We start from the raw sequence: 20,846 nt of genomic DNA on the forward strand, positions 1-20,846 counted from the left end.
TCACCCGCGACGGCTTGGTGGTGCGCACGGTCGAGCCGGCGGTGCCACGGGTCAGCTACGAGCTCAGTTCGCTCGGGCGCGAGTTGACCGGCCCGCTGCAGGCGCTGCTGGACTGGATCGGGTTGCGCGCTCACGACGTCGTCGCGGCCCAGGAGACCTACGACGCCGCGGTTGTCAGCGCGACGCGGTGAAGAACCGGGTGCGGCCGACGGTGTCGTCGTCGGCGAGGTGGACGCCGTCGACGGGCTCGGCCAGCCAGTCGGCGGCGACGTCGGCCTCGTCCGGGCGCTGCGCGTCGTCGAGGGCCACCACGGCGCCGTCGTCAAGCGCCGTCGCCAGCAGCGGGAACGCCGGGTAGCGCGACCGCGGCCCGACGCTTCCGGGCGGGCCGTCGACGAACAGCAGGTCGATGCCGCGCAGGTCGTTCCACTGCGGCGCCGCGTACCAGTCGTGCTTCTCACCGCCGACGGTGACCGGCTCGAGCGGCGCCTCCCGCACCTCCGCCACGTCGTTCAGACCGTGCCGGGTCAGCGCCTCGCGGGTGAGCGCGGCGTAGCGCTCGTGGTGCTCCAGCGCGACGACGCGGCCCTTCCCGGCCCGCCGGCAGGCCAGCGCCAGCCAGACCGTCGAGCTGCCGCTGCCGCACTCGACGATCAGCGCGTCGGACGGCAGCCGGCGCACCAGCGACGCCAGCCGGAGCACCGTGCGCGGCGCCGCCGCGAAGCCGCCGAACGCCGGGACCTCGTCGTCGGCGCCGAGCATGGCGTACAGGTTGGCCAGCGCGGACAGCTCGGCCAGCTGCCGCTCGGTCAGGGTGGCGTGGACGTCGGTCCGCAGCTCGTCGTACAGCGCGACCAGCTCGTCGTGGCGCACCGCGGCGTCGAGGCGCTGCGCCCCGATGATGGCGGCCAGCGGCCCGCCGCTGGGGTCGGCCTGCCGCTCCTCGACCGCCTGGACGGACGCCGCGACGGTCTCGACCGCGCTGGTGAGCGCCTTGAGCTGCCGCTCCGTCTTACGGGCGCGCTGTTCCGCCTCGCGGGCGCTGGCCCCGACCGCGACCAGCCCGACCAACGTCAGGCCCACCAGCAGGGTGAGCGCCGCCACGGCGAGGCTGCCGCCCGTCGCGGCCACGATGATCGCCACCACGACGGCGGCGAGGGCACCGGCCATGCCCAGCAGGGGCCAGCGGGAGCCGAGTAGAGCGCGTACCGCCCGTTGCATCGAATCTCCGTCGTAGGTCTGGTCGGGAAGGGGAAAACTGTACCGGCGCCGAGGATCAGTGTGCGGTGGCGTGTGCCAGCTTCTCCAAGGAGTGAACGAACAGATCGGCGTCGGCGTCCCAGCTGTAGTGCGCGATGACGGCGGCGCGCCCGGCCTCGGCCATGCGGGCCCGCTCCGCCGGGTCGGCCCGCAGCGCCCGGACCGCCGCCTCCGCCGCGTCGACGTCGCCGAACGGGACGATCGTGCCGCACCGATGCCGCATGATCAGCTCCGCCGACGCCGGGTTCGGCGTGCTGATGACCGGCAGGCCGTGCGCCATGTACTCGACGATCTTCGTGGGCCGGGAGTGCGCGTAGTTGGGCTGCTCGTGCAGCAGGCTGAGCCCCGCGAGCGCGCCCGGCAAGATCGTCAGCGCCTCGTCGTTGGGGACGAAGCCGTGCCAGGTGACCGCGCCCTCGGCCTGCGCGGCCTCGATGGCGGCCTGACAGTCGGCGTCGGCCGGGCCGACCAGGTGCACCTGCAACTCCGGTGCCAGCCGCCGGCCCAGCTCCACCAGGTCGAGGCCGCCGCGCGCCGCCGTCAGCCGGCCCAGGTAGATCACCCGGTCGTCGACCGGCGCGCTGACGTCGTCGGGGATCGCCACGCTGTTCCGGACGACGGTGTGCTGCTTGCGGAAGCGGCCGGCGTAGGACTCCTCGGCCAGCAGCAGCGGCATGCGGCGCTCGGCGTGCCGCTCGATGGCCCGGATCAGCGCCGCCCCCGCCGGGCGGCCGGCCCTCGGCAGCCACGCCTTCATCCGCAGCGCCGCGGCGGTGTCCTCGTGCACGTCCCACACCAGGCCGGGGATGTTCAGGCCGATGCTGGCCAGCACCAGCTCGGGGTCGTGCATCAGGACGATGTCGAACTCGCGGCCGCGCCGCTTCAGCAGCCGCCGCGCCGTCCGCATCGCCGTCAGCCGATGCCGTCCGTGCGACCGCGGGATGTCGATGACGCTCAGGTCACTCGGGATCGGCCGGCCGGTGTCGCTGAACGGAGCCGCCAACGTCACTTCATGCCCGGCCTCCCGCAACGCGACGATCTGCCGATGCCTGATGCGTGCGTCTTCCGGGTCGTGGACGACGGTCAGGACGAGGACGCGCATGGCGCTAGCTAGCCCGCCCGCTGACCGTGAGTCGTACTCGCACCTTGGTCCCCGACTTCCCATCGACACAGCCACACCCTGGAGACGCCCATGCCCACCCGCGCGGTTGCACGGTGAACGTCCCGGATCTCTGCGCCCCCACCTGGCCGTCCGGCCGCACTGAGGCGGCGCATCACCCGGTGGATCCTACAGCAGGACCGGAGTCCGTCCCAGGCCGGTTGTATTGTGCTGATTCATTCGTGGCGTCGAGTGCTTGGAGGGCGGGCCATGAGGGTCCTCGCGGTCCTGGTCAGCGCGGTTCTGGCGGCGTTCACAGCCGTGGCGCCGCCCGCAGCGGCCGATGCGGCACCGTTCACGCTCTACGTCGCGCCGAACGGCTCTGGCAGCAACGACGGCTTGACGCCGTCCACCCCAGTCGCGACCCTCGAGCAGGCGGAGTACCGCCTCACCCAGCACGCCCCGGCCACTGACGTCGAGATCCGCATCGCTCCTGGCACCTACATTGCCGGGCGCACGACGTGGCGCACCTACATTCCCGGGCACACCATCTCGTTCCTGCCGATCGACTACACGTACGACAACAGCCTGCCGCCGGGGCAGGCGCTCCAGAGCGACGGGACCGGTGGCTACCGGTTCTGGACGGAGTTGCCCGCCGGTCACCCGGACGGCGCCATGACATTGCACTTGCGCGTTTGAAGTTGCCCTGTGTCGACGTGGGTCGGACCTCGTCACAGCCATTTCGCGCGATAGTTGGTGGGCCACGACCAATTGATTCTAGGTATGTCGCTGCTCAACTGGACAACAGCTTATGGTCAACAGTTGGTGTCATTGGGCTTCGGTCCAGTCCACATCAAGAAACACGTCGCTGATTATTGCCTTGCCGACCACTGTCGGGCCCTCCATGACGAGCATCACAGCCCCTGGCTGCAAATATTGTTTGACTAGGTTCCGGGCAAGGAAGTCGAGCTTGCACTCCCATTCTCCGGCAGGCGACTCTGCGATGCGCTGGAGGAGCAGGCTGAACTTCTCCGCTGTCGCGGGCCAGCCGGGATCTAACTCGGTCTCGCCCCCAATTGGAAAGGCGCAGTTTGCTGCATATACAGGAGCCGACGGAGGGCCGGATTTGCGCCCTCCTTCATGAGGGGAGCGCCAGGTGACCCTTGCAGTGGCCGCTGGTGTCTCGATCTTCTCGATCATCGCCAGAGCCGGATTCCATCCATGTGTTGATTGATCAGATTCAGTTGGTCGCCGTTGGCGTACCAGCCCGGCCCGATGCCATCCAGCTTCCGACCTTCGTAGTGAAGCGTATCTGCTACCGAGCTAGGTATGCGCGTCTCAACGGTGACGCCTCGTCCCTGGTTCAGGCTAGCTCCCCACTGGTCAGCGTGCTCGCCACGGGTTGCGAACCATTTGCCCTCCATCATGCCTGGCCCCGGACTGAACTGGCCCGTGCCAGCAATTGAGTCGAATTCTGCCTCGTCGACGTTGCGGAACATCCGAACGGAATCATCGCAGGTGTTGTGGACGAGGACGTCGTCCTCACCGACATGGTACGTATGGATGTCGGTGATGGTGAGGTTGTAGGCGAGCCCGTCATAGGCGGACGCCCCGTCGATGCCGCCAACGGTCAAGAGGCGGCCGTCGGCTGTGAGGACAGAGTCATCGGTGTCGATCGCGGCGGCGTCCTGGAACTCCTGCTCGCTGGCGTTCCAGAACGGGTGGTCCTCGGTCGTCGTGATGGTCGTGCCGTCGACCTCGAGGTTGACGAGAGTGTCCTCGTGGACCCAGACGTGGGTGACGGACTTGGCGGCCTGTTCGCCGGTCTCGGGATCGGTGGCGACGACCTCGTCGCCTACTTCGACGTCTTGGATTGCTTTTCGGGTGCCATCACCCATAAGTACCAAGGTGGTGCCCGCAAACGACTTCATGCCACATGCCCTAGCGGCTGTCGCAAGTTCGTCCGCGACATTATCCGCGGCGCGGACGCCGTCAATTACATGGTTCGTCGTCCGGATCGCGGTGCGTGCGACAGCAGCGCCTGGAATGAAGTTGGAACCCGCCCACAGGCATGCAACCGCATCGCCCTGAAAGCAATTGACGAAGTCGTCGGCGCCGATCAACCACCCGATCGGCCCCAGTGAGTCGAGGAAGCCTCCGGTCGGCCTGTGTCTGGCCTGCGCGATTGCTTGTTCAAGCGGCACGAACGAGGTGGCAGGAGTGCTCGGTCCGCTATAGGTGTGCGTGACCGGCGCGATTCCGTAGCCGCTGGCGGCCGGACCATAGTTCGTGTGTCCGCTTTGCAGGCCCTGTCCAGATGGTTGTTTGCCGACGGGGTTCGCGGTAGATGGCGGCTGTTTGGCGACTACGCCGCCGTAGGTGGCCGCGCGCGTGCCCGGCTGGTTGGACGGGAAGAGGCCGGTCGGATCGCTGCCGGTGACCGGGCTGTTGTTCGCGTACGCGTACCCGTTCATCTGCTGTGGGTTCTGATGATCGATGATCGGGTCCACGGACAGGAACCGGCCGATCGTCGGGTCGTAGGCGCGGGCGCCCATCTGGATCAGCCCGGTGGCATCGTCCTCGATGCCGGTGTGGAAGCCGCGGTCCGTCGGGAAGGTGCCAACAGAACCCGTGGAGCCGCGGTAGTTGCCGAACGGATCGCGGTCCATGTTCTTGACCGAGCTGCTGTCGGCGTCGATGGCGGTGTCTGCGCTGCCGTTGTGGTCGGCGTACAGGTCTTGCAGGCCACCGGAAGGACTCCGGACGGAGATGGTCTGGCCGCCGAAGGAGTAGTACCGCCGCGCCGACACCGCGTTGGTGGCGCGGTCCAGTTCGAGGTCGTGCCCGGGCAGGTAGATCGTCACCTTGTCGGGGTTACGGCGAACGAGTCGGTCGCCGTCGGCCGTGTAGACGAAGGAGGAGGCGCCGGCGGAGGTGGTGGCGGTCTTGACGCGGCCTTCGACGTCCCAGGTGTAGGACTTGCCGCCGGCCGTCAGCGTGTTGCCGGTGGCGTCGTAGGTGTAGGAGGTCGTGGTGGAGCCGGCTGTGGACGACGTGAGCGTGTGCGGCTGCGGCGAGCCCGCGGCCGGGTAGGCGTACGTCGTCGTGGCCAGGTTCTCGGTGCCGGCCGACGACAGGCGGGTGCGGACGAGCGAGGTCCGATTGCCGGTCAGGTCGTAGGTGTAGTCATGGTGATAGTTGTCCGTCCCTCCGCTGGTCGGCGGCAGGTCCGGCGTGTCGCAACCGGTGTCGGTTGCCGTGAATGCCTTGGTCAGCCGGCGCAGGTAGTCGTACCGGAAGCACTGGACGTCGGCCGTGCCACCCGAGGGGAGGTCCGCGATCCGGGTGACGTTGCCGGCCGGGTCGTAGGCGTAGCGCAGGTCGGAGTAGACGGACTGGTCCTCGCGGTCGATCCGGGACCGCAGGAGTCGCCGGGTGCCGGCCTCGTACTGGTTCGTCTGCCACGACGCTGTCCCGTACTGGCCCTGGCCGCGGCGCAGCATCTCACCGTAGGGCGACCAGATCGTGTCGACGGCGTACGTGTTGTAGCCGTACATCCAGTCCTCGACGCCGGTCGCCTCGTACCGGTGCTGCAATGTCTCCGCCGGTAGGCCGCCGATGGCCGGCATCGTCGTGGTCGCGACGGAGCCGTCCGGGTTGTAGCTGTTGGAGAAGGAGTACTGTCCGGCCAGCGCGCCCTCCGTCGCCGAGATGCTCACGCGGCTGCCCAGCGGCCGGTAGGCGTCGTCGTAGCCGGTGATCGCCGTCGTGTAGGTCGACGTGCCCTCCCGCCGGAACGACAGCGTCGGCTGGCCCAGTTCCAGCGTGTCGTACCGCCACTCGGCGATCGCGGTACTGGTGACCGAACCTTGGTGGGTGGACGTTTTCCGCCCCAGCGCGTCGTAGGTGTAGGCGAGCGTGCGATTCTCGGCGTCCGTGGTCGATGTCAGCTGGCCCGCGACGTCGTAGGTCAGCTGCGCCGTCCCGGTGTCGGGGTCGGTCTTCTCGACCTGCCGGCCGCGCAGGTCGTACTCGTACGACCAGACGTTGCCGGCGGCATCGGTGACGGTCGCCAGCTGGCCGGCCGGTGTGTACGTGTACCGCGTCTGGTCGTTGGCGCCCGCGGGTGAGCTGCCGTGATACTGCAGCAGGCGCTGTGCGCGGCCGCGCGCGTCGTGGAAGACGGCGGTCGGCGTGTCGCCGGTCGGCGGATCGACCCGGGTGTGGTCGCCACGGTAGTCAGTCGTCGTCCGCCACTTCTCCGTGTTGCTCTCGTAGAAGGCCGAGACGATCTCGCGCCCGGCGCCGTCGTAGGTCATCCGGGTACTCGCGGGCACGACGCCGGTCGGCAGGAACATCCTCGCCGAAGCCGCCTGCGAGTTGTAGTACGGACCGTTGACCTCGACGGCGAGCCCGCGCGAGTCGTACGCGGTGTCGACGACCAGGCGGCCGGGCTCGGCCTCGCTCGCCGACGGGGTCTGCGTCTGCAGGATGCGCCCGAAGCCGTCGAACAGCTCGTAGCCGATCGCCTGGGCACCCGTCGGCAGCAGGGTCTTGGTCGCAACGGTGCTGGCGGCGTCGTTGTCGACGGTGTAGACCTACTCGGTCGTCGGGGTCTGGCTGGTCGTGCGGTCGGTGCCCCACACCTTGAGTAGCCGGCCGAGTGCGTCGTAACGCAGCGTGGTCGTGCGGTTGTTGGGGTCGACCACGGTGACCGGGTTGCCGTGGTGGGTGGTCATCGTCGTCGACGACACGTGTCCGGCCGGGTTGGTGGTGGTGATCTTCTGCGTCAGCCCGGTGGAGACGTTGGTGTAGGCCATCGTCGTCGTGCGGTTCAGTGCGTCGACCGACGAGGTCGGCCGCCCGTAGCCGTCGTAGGTGGACGCGCCCGCCGCGACATACACCGGCCCGGACGCCCACGAGTCCAGCTCCTCGGTCAGCGTCACGTTGCCCCGGCTGGGCGCCGCGCCCACCGCGCCGCCGTCATAGCCGAACCGCTGGTCGGTCACCACCTGGCTCGGCCGGGTCGGCGTGACGTCGCACTCGACGGACACCGTCTCGACCCGCGACGGCCGGTCGACGATGTGCGCGGTGGTGTTGCGCGCGTACGTCGTACGGGCACACAGGTCGTCCGTGGTGGTCGACGTGTCGCCGCGGTCGTCGGTCTGGGTGCGCATTCCGTAGGAGTCGTAGGTGTGGACGACGTCGGTCGTGCGCCAGCCCGCGTTGGGCAGCTTGGCGGTGAACGTCCGTGTCCGCCGCAGGTCGACGATGTGGGCGGTGTCGGTGCCGTCGGACGCGGTGGCGGCCGAGATCCACGGGTCGTTGATGGCCTTCGAGACGATCTGGTCACCGTCATAGGTGATCGTCTCGCGGACGAACCCGGCCAACCGCTCGTGGTCCGCGATGGCGGCGCCCTCGGAGTCGACGACGTCGACGTTGCGGGTGCCGCTGGGCAGGTGGTCGCCGTCCATGCCGCGCATGTAGAGCGTCGACGTCCTGATCGGCTCACGGTTCAGTTCGCCGGCGCCGACGGTGGTGACGACGGTCCCGTAGCCGCGCCAGTCGCCCCAGGTGCGCTGGTCCTCCGGGACCAGTTCGCTGTCCTGGTACGCCCACGCCGGCTCGCCCTCGTAGGTGTAGTGCGTCTCCTGGGCGAGACCGCTCCGGAACAGATCGTCGGCCACGACGGAGCTGACCAGGTACTTGTGGAACCAGTGCCGTTCCGGGTCGGCCGCGCCCTCGGGCGTGTAGAAGACCGGGAAACAGTTCATCGTGTTCGACTGGGGTGCGCTCGGCACGGTCGACGGTGTGCACTCCGTGTCGGTGTAGTTGACCGCGATCCGGCCGCCCGTCTCGTTCCGGATCGTGCGCACCCGCCACTTGTTCAGGGGCGGTGCGTTGTCGATGCCGTCGACGCGGTTGGGCAGGCTCTCGCCGTGGAACACCACGCCGGGCAGCTCGACGCTGCCGTCGGCCAGCCCGGTGTGCGTGATCCGGCCGAGCCAGAGAGCGCGGGCCGACCCGTCGCCGGTGCTGGGGTACTGGTGCCCCAGTGTCCACTGGTCTGCCTCGGCGTAGCTGCCGCCAGACAGCACCTGAGTGGTGATGGTGGTCAGCCGCTTGCGGCTGAAGAAGGTCGGCGAGACCCGGGTGGTGCAGGTCGAGGTGGACGTGCAGATCTGGTCGAACGGCACGTCCGGCCAAGCGTGCGCCGTCGACGCCGTCGGATTCCCGGTGCAGTCGATCGACGACGACGGGTTGCAGCGTTCGGTGACGCCGAAGACCACCTTCGCCGGCGCCGTCGTCGTGTGCGAGGTGCCCACCCGCTCGCCGTACTCGATCATCGAGAGGTAGCCGCCGCGGGTGTAGGCCACCGAGACGTCGTCCAGGTTCTGGCCGTACCGGTTGCTCTCCTTGACGTAGGAGTAGGTGATGGTGTTGCCGTCGGTGTCCACGACGTAGTCGAGGTTCCAGCGCCAGGCCTGCTGGCAGAACGAGTCCGCGAACGCGGTCGCCCGGCACGGCTCGCCGGCGTGGTTGCCGGCGACCGGCACGGTGAACGCCGAGTTGGTCGGCGCCGTGTCGGCGGCATCCCGTTTGTGAAGGCCGAAGTAATACTGCGTGCCGTCGGTCGTGGTGACCCGCCAGTGCTCGCCGTCGTTGTCGCCGTTCGCCGCGCCGGTCAGGTGCTCGATGCGCGATCCGTCGTCGTTGAGCGGGCGCCAGGTCTGCCCGTCCGCGTCGAGGATCATCTCGGTCGCCGTACCGTTGAGCGACAGGAACACCGAACTGCTCTTCCAGCACAGGTCACCGGTCTTGCGGGTGTTGTTGGCGCCCGAGCCCATGTCGTCGGCGCATGCGGCGAAGCGCCGCTCGATGTACCCGGGGTCCAGGGTGTGCCCCTCACCGATCCACGAGGTCTGGTTGTTCGTGGAGCTCACCCGGCCGTCGACCGAGGCCGAGGAGTAGTCGATGGACAACGTCGGGTTCAGTCCACCGGCCGTCGGCGGGACCCGCAGTGGGTAGGCCCAGGTGAAGGCGCCCGACGAGCCGCCACCGGACCAGCTCGACGACGGTGCCAGCGACGTCGCCTTGTAGTCGCCCTGTGGGCCGGACGGCGCGGCCGCGACGGCGAACCAGCCACCGCCGTCGGTGGCGACGTCGGCGGCGACGGTCTTCGCCGTGACGTCATTGTCCGACGCCAGCGGCGTCAGCTCACAGATCGTGATCGGGTCGGCCGCGGGGTCGCACGGCGTGATCTGGTAGAGCACCAGCCGCGATCCGTAGGCGGCACCGTAGGTCGTGAACTGGGAGTAGTTCACCGCGATCTGGACGTCGCCGGTGAGCGTGGTGCCGGCGGCCGCGGGGGCGACCTGGAGCATCATGCCAGGCAGCTCCGCCGCCTCGACCACGGTCTGGTCCACCTTGCGCACCTGCAGGTCGGTGCCCGGTGCCACGGCGCCGGGAGCCTGCGAGGCCGCAACGGTCACGGGCAGCCCGGTCGCTGCGGTCGGCTCGGTCGCCAGCCGGACGGTGGCCTGCGTGGCGGCCGGCCACGTGGCGGCGGCCGGGGCCGCGAACACCGGCTCGCTCGGTGGGTTGACGACGACCGGCGGGCCGGTGCCGGCGATGGAGGCGGTCCGCTGGAAGTCCGGTGCCGCGACGTCCTCCGGGAGATCGGGGACGGACTGTGAGTCGTTCATGACCCGCTGGACGCTCTGCGCGTCGAGTGGCGCGGGGTAGATGCGGACGTCGTCGATGCTGCCCCGCCAACCCTCGACGCCGGAGCCGCCGACCTGGCCTCCACCGATCCGCATCGGACCGGAGAACGGGTGCGTTTGGGCGACGTTCGTGGCCTGAGCGGCCTGATCGCCGTTGACGAACAGCGTGAACGTCTTGGCGGTCGCGTCGTAGACGGCCGCGAGATGGGTCCAGGTGTTCGTGGCGACGGCCGGAGAGCTCGCCGACACGATGGTGAGCGGTGGCGACGACGCCGCGTCGGAGCGAGCGGCGATCGCGGCCCACCTACCGCCGGAGTAGCCGAGCCGGAATCCCGAGACGTACTGTCCGTCCTGGCTCACCGCGGTTCGGTTCGAAGCGGTGTCCGTGAGCCGGACCCATGCGGTCGCGGTGTAGCCGACGAGATCGTCCTGGAGCACCGGGGCGTCTGTGACGCCGACGCCCGCGGTCGCGGTGAAGTCGAGCGAGCTGCTGGCCGGGTTGGCAGCGCCACGCCAGTCCGCGCCCCAGTCCGGTGTCGCCCGAGTCAGCGTGTGGCCGCTGCCGGTCTGGTCGGCCACGGTCGCGCCGCTGCCCTCGTTCATCAGCCAGACGGCGATCGGGTCGCTGCCGCCGACCATGAACACATAGGTGGCGTGGCCGCTGACGTTGCCGGCGCGGTCGACGCTCTGGACGTAGAGGGTGTTGACGCCGAACTGCGTTGGTGCGAGGTTGACGCTCGCGGGGCCGCCCAGGGTGGCGTTGTCCACCGCCTTGTTCAGCGCATCGCTGTTGAGCGAGTAGTTGTAGCGGTCGACGTCGGACACCCCGTTGGCGCCGAACGTGAACGTCCCGGACTGGCCGACGCCGCCGGCCCACTGCTCTTCCGGATACTGCGACGAGGTGATGGTCGGCGGCTGGCTCGGCGGGACGGTGTCGACCGTCAGCTCGCAGCTCTGGCTCCAGCCGCTCCAGGCGCTGTCGTCGGTCGCCTTCACTCGCCACTGATAGGTCCCGTCACTCAGCGCGGGGAGCTGGATGCTCATCCGGCCCTGCGCCCGTAGCGACGTGGAGAGCGCCCACCACGCGCTCGTCGTGGGCGCGGTGCGGCGGTACTCCAGCCACATGCGGACGTTCTGCGGATCGGGATCGGTCACGGTCGCCCAGGCGATCGGGGTGTTGTCGGGGACGAAGGGCCGCGCGGAGCCTGCGACGCAGTCGGTCTCGGGCGAGCTGGTCTCCAGGCTGGTGGGCACCCGGGGGTAGGTATTGAACTCCACGGTGAGGACGGGGTACATGGTGCGCGCGGGGTCCGTGACGTTCTCGAACCGGCGCCAGCCGTCCCGATCGCCCTCGTCGGCCGAGCGCAACCCCAGGGTGAACGCGGCCCAGCCCTCAGCAGCGGCCGTCGTGGCGATGGAGGTCGCGTTCCACTCGGTACGGACCGGGTTGCTGCAGACGTCCTCGTGGCCGTGCGCGCGAGTCGCCGTCGCGACGTGCGTCCGCATCGGCGGGCCCGGCCAGCCGGTCTCCGGCCGGATGCCGTCGGTGAACCACAGTTGAACGCCCGGACCGTACGACGCGAGGTCGCAGTCCCAGTTCGGCGAGTGGACCTGCCGATGGGCGAAGGTCGCGGAGATGATCTGCTTGCCGGCCAGGCCGCGATAGTCGACGGCGTAGAAGACCCGCGACACCTTGTTCTGCGAAGTCCAGCCGTCGTAGCCGACGCGGGCTTCCTCGGTCGCGCTGTTGTAGAACGTGTAGCCGTTGGACCACACCATGTGCCAGTACTGGTGGTAGCGGGATGCCGACGGGTCGATGACCACCGGGAACACCGTCTCGGGGTCGGTGAGCAGGTTCTGGTCCGGCGTGATCGTCAGCGTGTCGCCCTGGACCTCGATCGGCATGACGGCGGAGGCCTCGCCCTCGCCGCGGCCCACCACGTCGGCCGACGGCGGCTCGGGGGCCGGCACCGCTTCGACGGAACCGTCCGTCGTCCGCGTCAGCCGCCCCGTCATCGACGCCGGCTCCGGGGCGGACTCCCACATCCGCGGCACGGGCACCGTGAAGGCCGGTTTGCCGTCAGCACGGTTGATCATCAGCCCGCCGGTGTCGTCCGGCGTGGGCTGCAGGCCAGCGCTGGTCTGCAGCGGGAAGCCGATCTCGGCCAGCGCCGGGTTGGCCGCCGCCTCCGGCGTCTTCACGACGAGGTACTGGCTGAAACCGCTCACGCCGGCATCGACCACCAGGTCCACACCAGGGAGCACCTCGGAATAGGTGGCCGTGGCGCCGCCGAGCACCGGCTCGGGCAGCGCCCCCGGCCAGCCCAGCGACATCCACTCACCGCCCTCGGCGATCCGGACCAGCGGGGCGTCCGCGCCGCCGCCGGAGAGCACGACATCGGTCGGCGTCGCGGTGGTGGCGACGGTGCCGTCGGGCCGCGCGACCAGTGTCGGGTCGACGCCCTGCCAGTCGCCGGCGCTGTCGCGGACCCGGACCGGGACCGGCGACAACTCGGCCGTCTGCGTCCCGTCCGGGTTGACGAAGTAGGTGTTCCGGTCGGTGCGGGCCTCTTCGACCTCGACCCGCTCACCGGACTCGGCGGCCTCCGCCAGGGCGACCTCCGTCGCAGCGCCGATCCGCAGCCCGAGGTTCGGCCTGGCCTTCGGCCCCGGATCGGCCGGTTCGGCCTCTGGTCCGAGCACCGGTTCCGGCGGCGCGGTGGCTTCCACCGCGGCGGCCGGGTCCGGCCCCGGAAAGCCGCCGACGACCAGTGCGCTCAGCGCCGCGACAACGGCTGCATTGACACCAAGGACCCGAGCAGACAGCAAAGAACGCCCCACCCTGCACACCCCGCCCCATACATAACGACGATCCGCCCAAAACGCCGGTAATGGACGCAAATCCTGGCGGTCAGGAGCGCTCAGCGTCAAGACCTGTACGTAGGCAACAGGCAAATTTTGGGAACTTATGACTCAGTGCGGGGCCAAGGCGGCAACCGATGACGCTCGCCGTCGGCGGTGGAGGTGAGCGACGACTGGCCGCTCGTGTTCGTGCCGCCGGCACAACGTCCCGCGGGGGTTTCGCGTCGAAGCTGGCGCGCCGGGTCTTCTGGCTCGGCCTTCGTTGCCAGCCGATCGCGTCAGCGCCGAAGGCCTCAGGGGAGCAGTGACGAGCCGGGAGGAGGCGGCAGATGTCCGGATTCGGCACCTCGCCGCCCAGCGACGGCGTCGCCAGGTGCGATGACGAACTGATAGAGCGCCCACGCCAGGACCGCGCCGGCCAGCGGACCGCCCAGCCAGGTCGCCACCGCGTCCCATTCGCCGCCGATGACAGCCGGCCCGAAACCGCGAGCGGGGTTCAGCGCGCCGCCGGTCAACGGCGCGATGGCGAAGAACCCGGCCGCGACCGTCAGCCCGATCGCCATGGGATAGACAGAGGCTGGAGCCCGCCGGTCGACCACCGAACCGAGGTAGGCCAGGACGAGGATGAACGTGGCGACGGCCTCGGCCGTGATCGCGCCGCCGACACCGATGTTGTCGGCGACGGCGGGGGTGCCCGCCTGGACCACCTCGCGGTCGGAGACCAGCATCACGAGCAGCGCTCCTGCCGCAGCGCCCAGGAACTGGGCGATCCAGTAGGCCACTGCCGCGAGTATGTCGATCTTCTTCCCGAGCAGCAGCGCCAGGGTGACGGCCGGGTTGAAGTGCCCGCCGGAGACGTGTCCGAGGGACGAGACCAGTGCCGCCGTTCCCAGGCCGTAGGCGAGCGCCGCCGGTATGAGACCGGGGCCGATCATGATGACGGTGACGGTCAGTACGACCAGCACGAAGGTGCCGAACGCCTCAGCGACCACATTGCGTGTCAGGCTGTCCATACCTCGACCCCTCCCTCGTGGTACGGCGACGGGCCGAAGGCCGGGTCGCAGCGTCTCGCATCGTACCTAGGCCGCCGGCCTCATCGCATGGCCGCCAGCAAGGCATCGTCCAATCTGGGTGTGAGCGAGGCGACATAGGTGGCGGTCAGATGCGAGCCGCGCCGATAGAGCAGCACGTTTCCGATCACGGCGGGGCAGGTGTCGCCAGGGCAGATGTAGTCGTTCACGTCGACCGAGCTCACACCGTCGGCGTTCTCCAGCGCGGCCAGCTGAGCGGGCGCCCCGCCGCGCGCCGCACCCTCGTCGCGAGGGAACGCGCAGTCGCTCAGCTCGTCGCCGTGCTCGGCCACGCACTCCATGACGTCCGCCTCCGGGTTCGGATTGTCCACCAGGACGATGACCTGCCGGCCTGCCTCCTCCAGGCCTGCCCAGACCCGGCCGAGGTCCTCGACCATCGCATCGGTCTGCGCACCCCGCGACCCGTCGGGGCCGAGATAGGCCTGGGACGCCACCTGGGACGTGACGACGTAGTCGATCGACTCGCGGTCGCGCAGGCGCTCGTAGCGGGCCTCGTTGTACTCGGAGCAGTCCCGGTTCGCCTCGCCCTCGAACTCGATGTCGACGGTGGCGAGAGGGCAGGCGCTCTTGAGATAAGTGATGATGCGCCAGCCGTGCTCGTCGGCGATGCGCTGGAACGCCGTCAGCCACTGGTGCATCTTGGAGTCGCCCACCAGGGCCACCGTGACCTCGGCGTCGCCAGGCCCGTAACTGCAACCCTCGAGGTCGGTGCCCTCGATGTCGCTGATGCACAGCTCCCCGTCCAGGGCGGCGACGTCGTCGGGCGCGTCGAGAACGTCGGGGGACAGGAACTCGACGGAGTCCACCGGCCTGCCGTCAGGGTCATCGGCGGGGTCCTCGTCGAGCACCGCGGCGCCGGGTGCGTCGCCCGCGGTATGGACCGGCGCCTTGGGGACGGCCGTCGCGACGACCAGCGCGGCGGCTACGCCGATGGCCGTGCACCCGACGCCGAGAACCGCCGCCCAGCCGGGCAGGCGGACGAAGACCTTCGCCTCATGGATGGGCGCTTCCACGATGCGGTGGGTCAGCCAGGCAGGCACGACGGAGAAGCCGACCACGGTGACGGCGATGGCCACGGGCAGGTCGCCGCCGTCGTCGCCCCACATGACCGCCGCGCCGATCAACAGCGGCCAGTGCCAGAGGTAGAGCGAGTAGGAGAGCGTGCCGATGTCACGCATGACCGAGGTGTCGAGCACCAGGTCGCTGACCGTCCGCCGGCCGATCGTGCCGGCAGCGATGACCGCCGCCGTGCCCAGGGTCGGCAGCAGTGCGGCGACACCGGGGAACGGCGTTGCCTCGTCGAACGTGACGACAGCGAGGACGATGGCCGCCAACCCGGCGACGCCGAGTACGTGCGCCCACCCGGACGGAATCCGGGGGATGCGGTGGGCCAGGATCGCCAGAGCGCCGCCGATGGCCAGTTCCCACAGCCGCGTCGTCGAGACGAAGTAGGCCGGGCCGGGGCTGGTCTGGGTGAGAACGATCGACCAGATCAGTGAGGGGACGCCGATGGCCGCGATACCGGTCAGCATGGCCTTGGTGAGCGGCAGCCGGTATCGGCGCTGCAGCCACAGCACCAGCAGGATGATCAGTGGCCAGACGATGTAGAACTGCTCCTCGACCGCGAGCGACCAGAAGTGCTGGACGGGGCTCGGCGCGTCGTCGGTCGCCAGGTAGTTCACGGACTGGTCCGCGAGCCGCCAGTTCACGACGTAGAGGGCGCTGGTCGCGATGTCCCAGGCCACCGACGACCACCGGGTCACCGGCAGCACGAGCAGCGTCATGACCCCGACGGCTGCCAGCACGACGGCCGTGGCCGGGAGCAACCGCCGGATCCGCCGCGCCCAGAACCGGCCGAGCTGGAGTCGGCCGGTCCGTCCGATCTCGCGGTCGATCAGCCCGGTGATGAGGAAGCCGGAGATCACGAAGAACACGTCGACGCCGACGAACCCGCCGGACATGAACGGCAGACCCGCGTGGAAGCCGAGGACGGACAGCACCGCGACCGCGCGCAGCCCTTGGATGTCGCCCCGGAAGCGCTGTCCTCCACCGGTGGGGCCGGACGCCGGACGTCGCGCGGGCACGCGGACCGTGGGCGGAGGCGGCACCGGGGGCACAGCGGTGGCGGACGGCTGTCGCATGTGTCTGATCGGGATCCCGGGTCGGCTGCGGCTACGTCTGCGGTCGCGCAGACCGCGTCAGTGTAAACGAGGCGGTCGCGCCGACCGGCGAGGTCAGCGAGTCATTGCTACCATTCTGGGCGCTCTGGCCAGGATTTCTGGAGAGCTGGGAATGCCGGTTTTGCGGCGGGTTTCGCCGTCGCCCAGCCGGCATTCGTCCCGCGTCGTCACCGTGGACGGCGCGACCGGGGGGAGCACGATGCCGACCGCTGTTGTTCGGTACCACAGACCGATCGACCCGCTCGCGATGCTTGATCAGGGCGACGCGTCGCCGTTGCTGTACGCTCGCGGCTTCCTGATCACCCGGACGAGCGTTCCCGTTCCAGTTCCGCACTGGAGACAGCTGCGGCTGGGAACCTGGTCGCTTTCCTATGATCCGCGCAACGTCCTGGTCACGGCTGCGGCCGGGGAGATCTGGGTGGCCGTCCTCGGCCGTGCGCTGGATCTCACCGACCTGGGCGCCGACCCGGAGGCGACTGCGCGGTCGCTGCTGGCGGCGCGCCTGGCCGGCCGGCCGCGGCTGCAGGATGCCGTCGACGATCTCGTCGGCCGCTTCGTCGTGATCGACGGCGACGGCGCCGAGACCTACCTGCAGACCGACGCCGCCGGCATGCGCAGCACGTTCGTCGCGGAGTCGCCGCTGCCCCTGGTCGTTGCCGGTCATGCCGCTCTCGCGGCCGAGGTCACCGGCGCCGAGCGTGGTCCGTTCGGCTCGGGCGGCTGGCTCGCCGACCACCGGGCTTACTGCTTGCCCGGCCGGGCGACGCCCTATGCCGGTGTCGTACATCTGACGCCGAACACCGAACTCCACCTCGAGAAGCGGACCGTGCGGCGGGTGTTTCCCCGGGGCGAGCCGGTCCCGGTCACGGTGGACGACGCGGTCGGCGAGCTGCGCGAGTTGCTCCAGCACCAGCTGACGGAGTTGGCGCACCGTGGCCCGTTGATGACGTCGTTGACGGCGGGACTGGACAGCCGCACGACGCTGGCGCTGACCCGGCCGGTCCATGAGTCGGTGCGCTACTTCACCTACAGCCTGCGATACGGCGAGCACCTCGACAACACGGGCCACGCTCTGGACCTGACGACCGCGCGCGACCTCGCCGCGGGGCTGGGCCTCGACCACCAGGTCGTCACGGTGGGACAGGCGATCGGCGACGGCGATCTGAAGCGGGTGCTCGAGCGCAACTCGACGAGAGCGCACAACCGGTCTCTGGCCGCCGCCTACGTGACCGAGCTCCCCGCGGACCGGCTGCACGTCCGGTCCAACCTGTTCGAGATCGGCCGTGCGTTCTATCGGGCGCAGAAGCCCGACCGTCCGGACCTCACCCCCGAGGTGATGGCGGCGATCCTCTGCCGCCGGCAGCCCGACGACCCAGCCGTCGTGGCGGAGTTCGCCGCCTTCCGCGACGTCACCGGATTGACCGAGTTCGCCGGCTACGACCCCTACGATCTCTTCTACTGGGAGCATCGGTCCGGTGTGTGGCTCTCCGCGGTCTATCTCGAGAGCGACATCGCCCACGACACCTTCACGATCCTCAACTCCCGGCGGATCTACCGAACCCTGCTCGGCGTCCCCGCGGCCGCCCGCGTCCGTGGCGACGTCTACCACGGTCTCATCCGCGCCGCGTGGCCAGAGGTCCTCGAGTGGCCCCTCAACGGGCGCACGCGGCGTCCCGGCCAGTCGGCCGTGCCGGCCGTTCCTGCCCGGCCGGACGTGGCGGTGGCCCCGGCTGGTCCGGCCGTCGAGGCCGGCCCGTTCGACCGGCGTCACCGGCTGCCGATCCACGAGCACGCCGATCTCGCGGAGCTCGCCGTTCCGGCCGGAACGAGCCGGCATCGCTTCGCGCTCGCAGCCAACGACGAACGTGGCGACCGGCCCGACGGCACCGCGGCGCCCCTCGAGCTGGACGCCATGCTGGACGCGCGCGACAGCGAGAACCTCGTGGTCGTGTTCCACGGCGCCACCGACCGGAGCAAGTACGAGTACCCGCGGTTCGAATGGCAGTCGACGCTCGCCGAGCTCGACGCGTCCGTCCTCTACCTCGCCGACCCCATCCTGACCCTCGACGCGGAGATCACCCTCGGCTGGTATGCCGGTACCGCAGCGGTCGACGTCAGCCGCTACTGCGCCGAGCTGACGCGGCAGGTCGCGACGCGGTTGGCGGCCCGGCGCGTGATCATGACCGGGACGTCGGGCGGCGGCTTCGCAGCGCTCGCCGCCTCCCTGCGCGTTCCCGGGTCCGTCGCGGTTCCGTTCGCGCCGCAGACCAGCGTCACGCGCTACTACCAGAAGCACGTGGCGAAGTACCTGGCCCTGGCCTTCCCCGGCCACGACCCCCGCACGGTGGCGGCGACGTTCGCCGACCGGCTCGACCTGACCGAGCACTACGCCAAAGCGACGGACAACTACGTGTACTACGTGCAGAACCTGCGCGACCCGTTCCACATCCGCGATCACCTGATCCCGTGGGCCGCGGCGGCCGGTGTCACGGAGGCGGGCGGGCGGTCGGCGGACGGGTCTCGGGTCGTCGTGCTCGAGGACCTGCGCGAGGGGCACGGTCCGCCTCCGCGCCCCCAGTTCCTCGAGCACGTGCGGAAGGCTACGGAGTTCCTGACACAGCAGCTGGTCGGTCGAACCAGCTGACCGGCAGCGTCGCCGGGGTCGTCGGCGCGGAGCCGATGACCCCGGGTGGTGGTGCGAACCCGGGCCACTGCTGGACGTCGCCGCGTAGGAAGTACTCCACGCCGGGGTCCCAGGTGTGGCCCTGCGCCGCGCGGAAGACCACGATCCCGAGGCCGTGCGTGCGGTAGATGGACCCGCCCGACTGGGTGACCGCGTGCGCCAGCGCGGTGTCGACAGCACGGTGCAGCGGCCGCCATCCGCCGACGCCGCGCAGCGTGTGCACGGGCATCAGCAGGGTCGCGCCCGGCACGCGGTTCGTGTACCGGTGACCGCTGGTCCGATGCCGCCGAACCGTGAGGTCGAGTGCCTCGAGGTAGAGGAACTCGGCACCGGAACCGACGAGGTCGGCGCGGGAATACTCGGCGGCATGGACGAGATCGGTGAGGTGGTGCTCGCTGTACCAGTCGTCGTCGTCCATCTTGGCGATCAGCTCGCCGGAGGCGAGGTCGCAGAGATCGTTCAGCATGTCGCCGAAGGTGCGGCTGGCGGGCACCTCGGTGATCACCAGTGGCCGGTCGTAGGCCGTCTCCAGATCGCGGACGCTCGGGTGCGAGCGCTCGAGGCCGTGCAGGCCGAGTACGAGTTCGACCTCTGGCCAGGTCTGCCGACGCACCTGTTCTGCGATGCGCGCCAGCAGCTCCGGACGCCTCGTCGGCAGGATCACCGACACCGTGGCGGTCGGACGGGACCAGCGCCCGAGCTGCCGCGCGACCGCGCCCCAGCGCTGCCGCGTCCCGTGCCGGGCGAACGCCAGCCGGCGGATCGACATGGCGTAGGCCTCACGGCGCACCGGATCGGCGAGCACCCGTGGGGTCACTGCCGCGATCTCGTCCGCGAGCGGCTCGCCGAGCAGCCGGCGGACGGTGTCACCCAGGCCCGTGGTCACGACGGGCAGGGCGGCCGCGGCCGCCTGGGCCAGGAAGGCGGCGTGCTGGACGGGCCCCTGGTGCGCATGAGGATCGTCGTGCACGGCCCGGTAGGTCCGGAGCTGGTCGACGACCCGCTCGCTCAGGCCGGACCAGTCGTCGAACTGCGCGCTGCTCCACTCGCCTGGACCGCCGAAGGCGAGGTGGTTCACCTCACAGCCGCCCAGCCGCCGCAAACGGACCTCGTCGGTCCCCGCGTCTGGTCGGAACCCGACCGGACGCAGGGTGTCGGTGTCGACCGGCGGCAACAGACCGGGCTGCTGGGCATGCGCGACGAACGCCTCCAGGGTGTCCCGCGGGGCGTCGACCAGGTCACGCCAGGACGGCCGCCGCGCCGGTTCGCCGACGGCGAGCACGGCAGGTGTGCCGGCGGCGGCCGCGTCGCCACCGGTGGCGAGGACGACGTCCACGGAGAACGCGCCGTCGGGCAGGGCCGGCGATCCGGCGGCGAACCGCACGGCCGACGGATCGCCGCAGACCCACGGCAGCGCCGCGGCGGCGTCGTGCTCGATGCCGACCCGAAGACCGGTGGCCGGACGCTGGAAGGCCGATGATCCGCCTTCGAGCATCGCGGCCAGGGGGTCGGCGAGTGGCAGCACGCCGCGGAATCGGACGGCGAAGCGGGTGTGGGGAACCGGCTCCTCGACGATGTCCTGCTGGGCCGTGACGACGGCGCGAATGCCGACCGATCCGTGCGGGAGCCGGACCAGCCCACGCTTGGGCAGCCCGCCGACGACGAGTTCGAACACCTTGCTCTCGTAGGGCAGCACGACGAGTTGCGGCAGCATGGCGCGCAGGACGGACACGGAGTCGGCCACGAGCAGGATTCGGCTCCATGGCGCGTCACAGCGCTTGATCTCTCCGGCAAACAACTCGGAGAAGCCGATCACGGTGTCGCAATCGCGTCCGGAGGCGTGATTTATGAGCGCGTCATCGCTCGTGATGAGCAGTCCCAATGTAGCCAAGCTCGTGTCCGCCCTTTCGGAGTCGTGGCGACGATACCCGAGGCTTGTCGCTAGAG

11 protein-coding genes and 2 pseudogenes are annotated in these 20,846 nt (G+C 70.1%); 3 read left to right on the plus strand and 10 right to left on the minus strand.

Annotation, left to right across the window (positions count from 1 at the left end; all coding sequences use genetic code 11):
• Window positions 1–41: 41 nt before the first annotated feature.
• Entirely contained in the window at window positions 42–191 is a 150-nt protein-coding gene (locus tag ACW62_RS36410) for a hypothetical protein (protein ID WP_338033157.1), read from the plus strand.
• Here the strand turns inward: ACW62_RS36410 and ACW62_RS26750 are convergent.
• Window positions 175–1,221 (minus strand): class I SAM-dependent methyltransferase, encoded by a 1,047-nt coding sequence (locus ACW62_RS26750; protein ID WP_053207176.1) that lies wholly within the window; start codon window positions 1,219–1,221, stop codon window positions 175–177. The two genes, ACW62_RS36410 and ACW62_RS26750, sit on opposite strands and share 17 nt — an antisense overlap.
• Window positions 1,222–1,276: 55 nt before the next feature.
• Window positions 1,277–2,362 (minus strand): glycosyltransferase, encoded by a 1,086-nt coding sequence (locus ACW62_RS26755; RefSeq protein WP_053207177.1) that lies wholly within the window; start codon window positions 2,360–2,362, stop codon window positions 1,277–1,279.
• A 267-nt stretch (window positions 2,363–2,629) separates the two neighbouring features.
• On the opposite strand from ACW62_RS26755, the gene ACW62_RS26760 reads away from it, so the two are divergent.
• The gene (locus ACW62_RS26760; protein WP_053207178.1) at window positions 2,630–3,058 is read left to right on the plus strand and encodes a hypothetical protein; all 429 of its coding nucleotides are present in this window, start codon (window positions 2,630–2,632) and stop codon (window positions 3,056–3,058) included.
• A 129-nt stretch (window positions 3,059–3,187) separates the two neighbouring features.
• Here the strand turns inward: ACW62_RS26760 and ACW62_RS34380 are convergent, their stop codons facing one another.
• The 7 genes and pseudogenes from ACW62_RS34380 to ACW62_RS26780 all read right to left on the minus strand — a co-directional run bounded on the left by ACW62_RS34380 (window position 3,188) and on the right by ACW62_RS26780 (window position 16,120).
• Complete coding sequence (locus ACW62_RS34380) at window positions 3,188–3,559, minus strand: hypothetical protein (protein WP_157575003.1); 372 nt, start codon at window positions 3,557–3,559, stop codon at window positions 3,188–3,190.
• Window positions 3,556–4,290, minus strand: a complete 735-nt coding sequence (locus ACW62_RS36750; RefSeq protein WP_476733811.1) for a polymorphic toxin-type HINT domain-containing protein — start codon at window positions 4,288–4,290, stop codon at window positions 3,556–3,558. The genes ACW62_RS34380 and ACW62_RS36750 overlap by 4 nt, the downstream gene beginning before the upstream one ends.
• 477 nt (window positions 4,291–4,767) lie before the next feature.
• Window positions 4,768–5,988 (minus strand): annotated as a pseudogene (locus tag ACW62_RS36755) (RHS repeat-associated core domain-containing protein); the annotation flags it as partial.
• A gap of 273 nt (window positions 5,989–6,261) precedes the next feature.
• Window positions 6,262–6,717 (minus strand): annotated as a pseudogene (locus tag ACW62_RS36760) (RHS repeat domain-containing protein); the annotation flags it as partial.
• A gap of 240 nt (window positions 6,718–6,957) precedes the next feature.
• Window positions 6,958–12,912 carry a LamG-like jellyroll fold domain-containing protein gene (locus tag ACW62_RS26770; protein ID WP_169792131.1) on the minus strand — a complete coding sequence of 1,985 codons (5,955 nt, stop codon included), beginning with the start codon at window positions 12,910–12,912 and terminating at the stop codon, window positions 6,958–6,960.
• Between the two features lie 326 nt (window positions 12,913–13,238).
• Window positions 13,239–13,958, minus strand: a complete 720-nt coding sequence (locus ACW62_RS26775; protein ID WP_083460208.1) for an MIP/aquaporin family protein — start codon at window positions 13,956–13,958, stop codon at window positions 13,239–13,241.
• Between the two features lie 80 nt (window positions 13,959–14,038).
• Entirely contained in the window at window positions 14,039–16,120 is a 2,082-nt protein-coding gene (locus ACW62_RS26780; protein WP_169792132.1) for an acyltransferase family protein, read from the minus strand.
• 55 nt (window positions 16,121–16,175) lie between these two features.
• Here ACW62_RS26780 and ACW62_RS26785 point away from each other — a divergent pair, with 55 nt between their 5' ends.
• The gene (locus ACW62_RS26785) at window positions 16,176–18,860 is read left to right on the plus strand and encodes an asparagine synthetase B family protein (protein WP_157575005.1); all 2,685 of its coding nucleotides are present in this window, start codon (window positions 16,176–16,178) and stop codon (window positions 18,858–18,860) included.
• Here ACW62_RS26785 and ACW62_RS26790 read toward each other — a convergent pair.
• Complete coding sequence (locus ACW62_RS26790; protein WP_157575006.1) at window positions 18,817–20,781, minus strand: glycosyltransferase family 2 protein; 1,965 nt, start codon at window positions 20,779–20,781, stop codon at window positions 18,817–18,819. The genes ACW62_RS26785 and ACW62_RS26790 overlap by 44 nt on opposite strands.
• Window positions 20,782–20,846: the final 65 nt, after the last annotated feature.

This window comes from Jiangella muralis, from assembly GCF_001270745.1.
Classification (GTDB): domain Bacteria; phylum Actinomycetota; class Actinomycetes; order Jiangellales; family Jiangellaceae; genus Jiangella; species Jiangella muralis.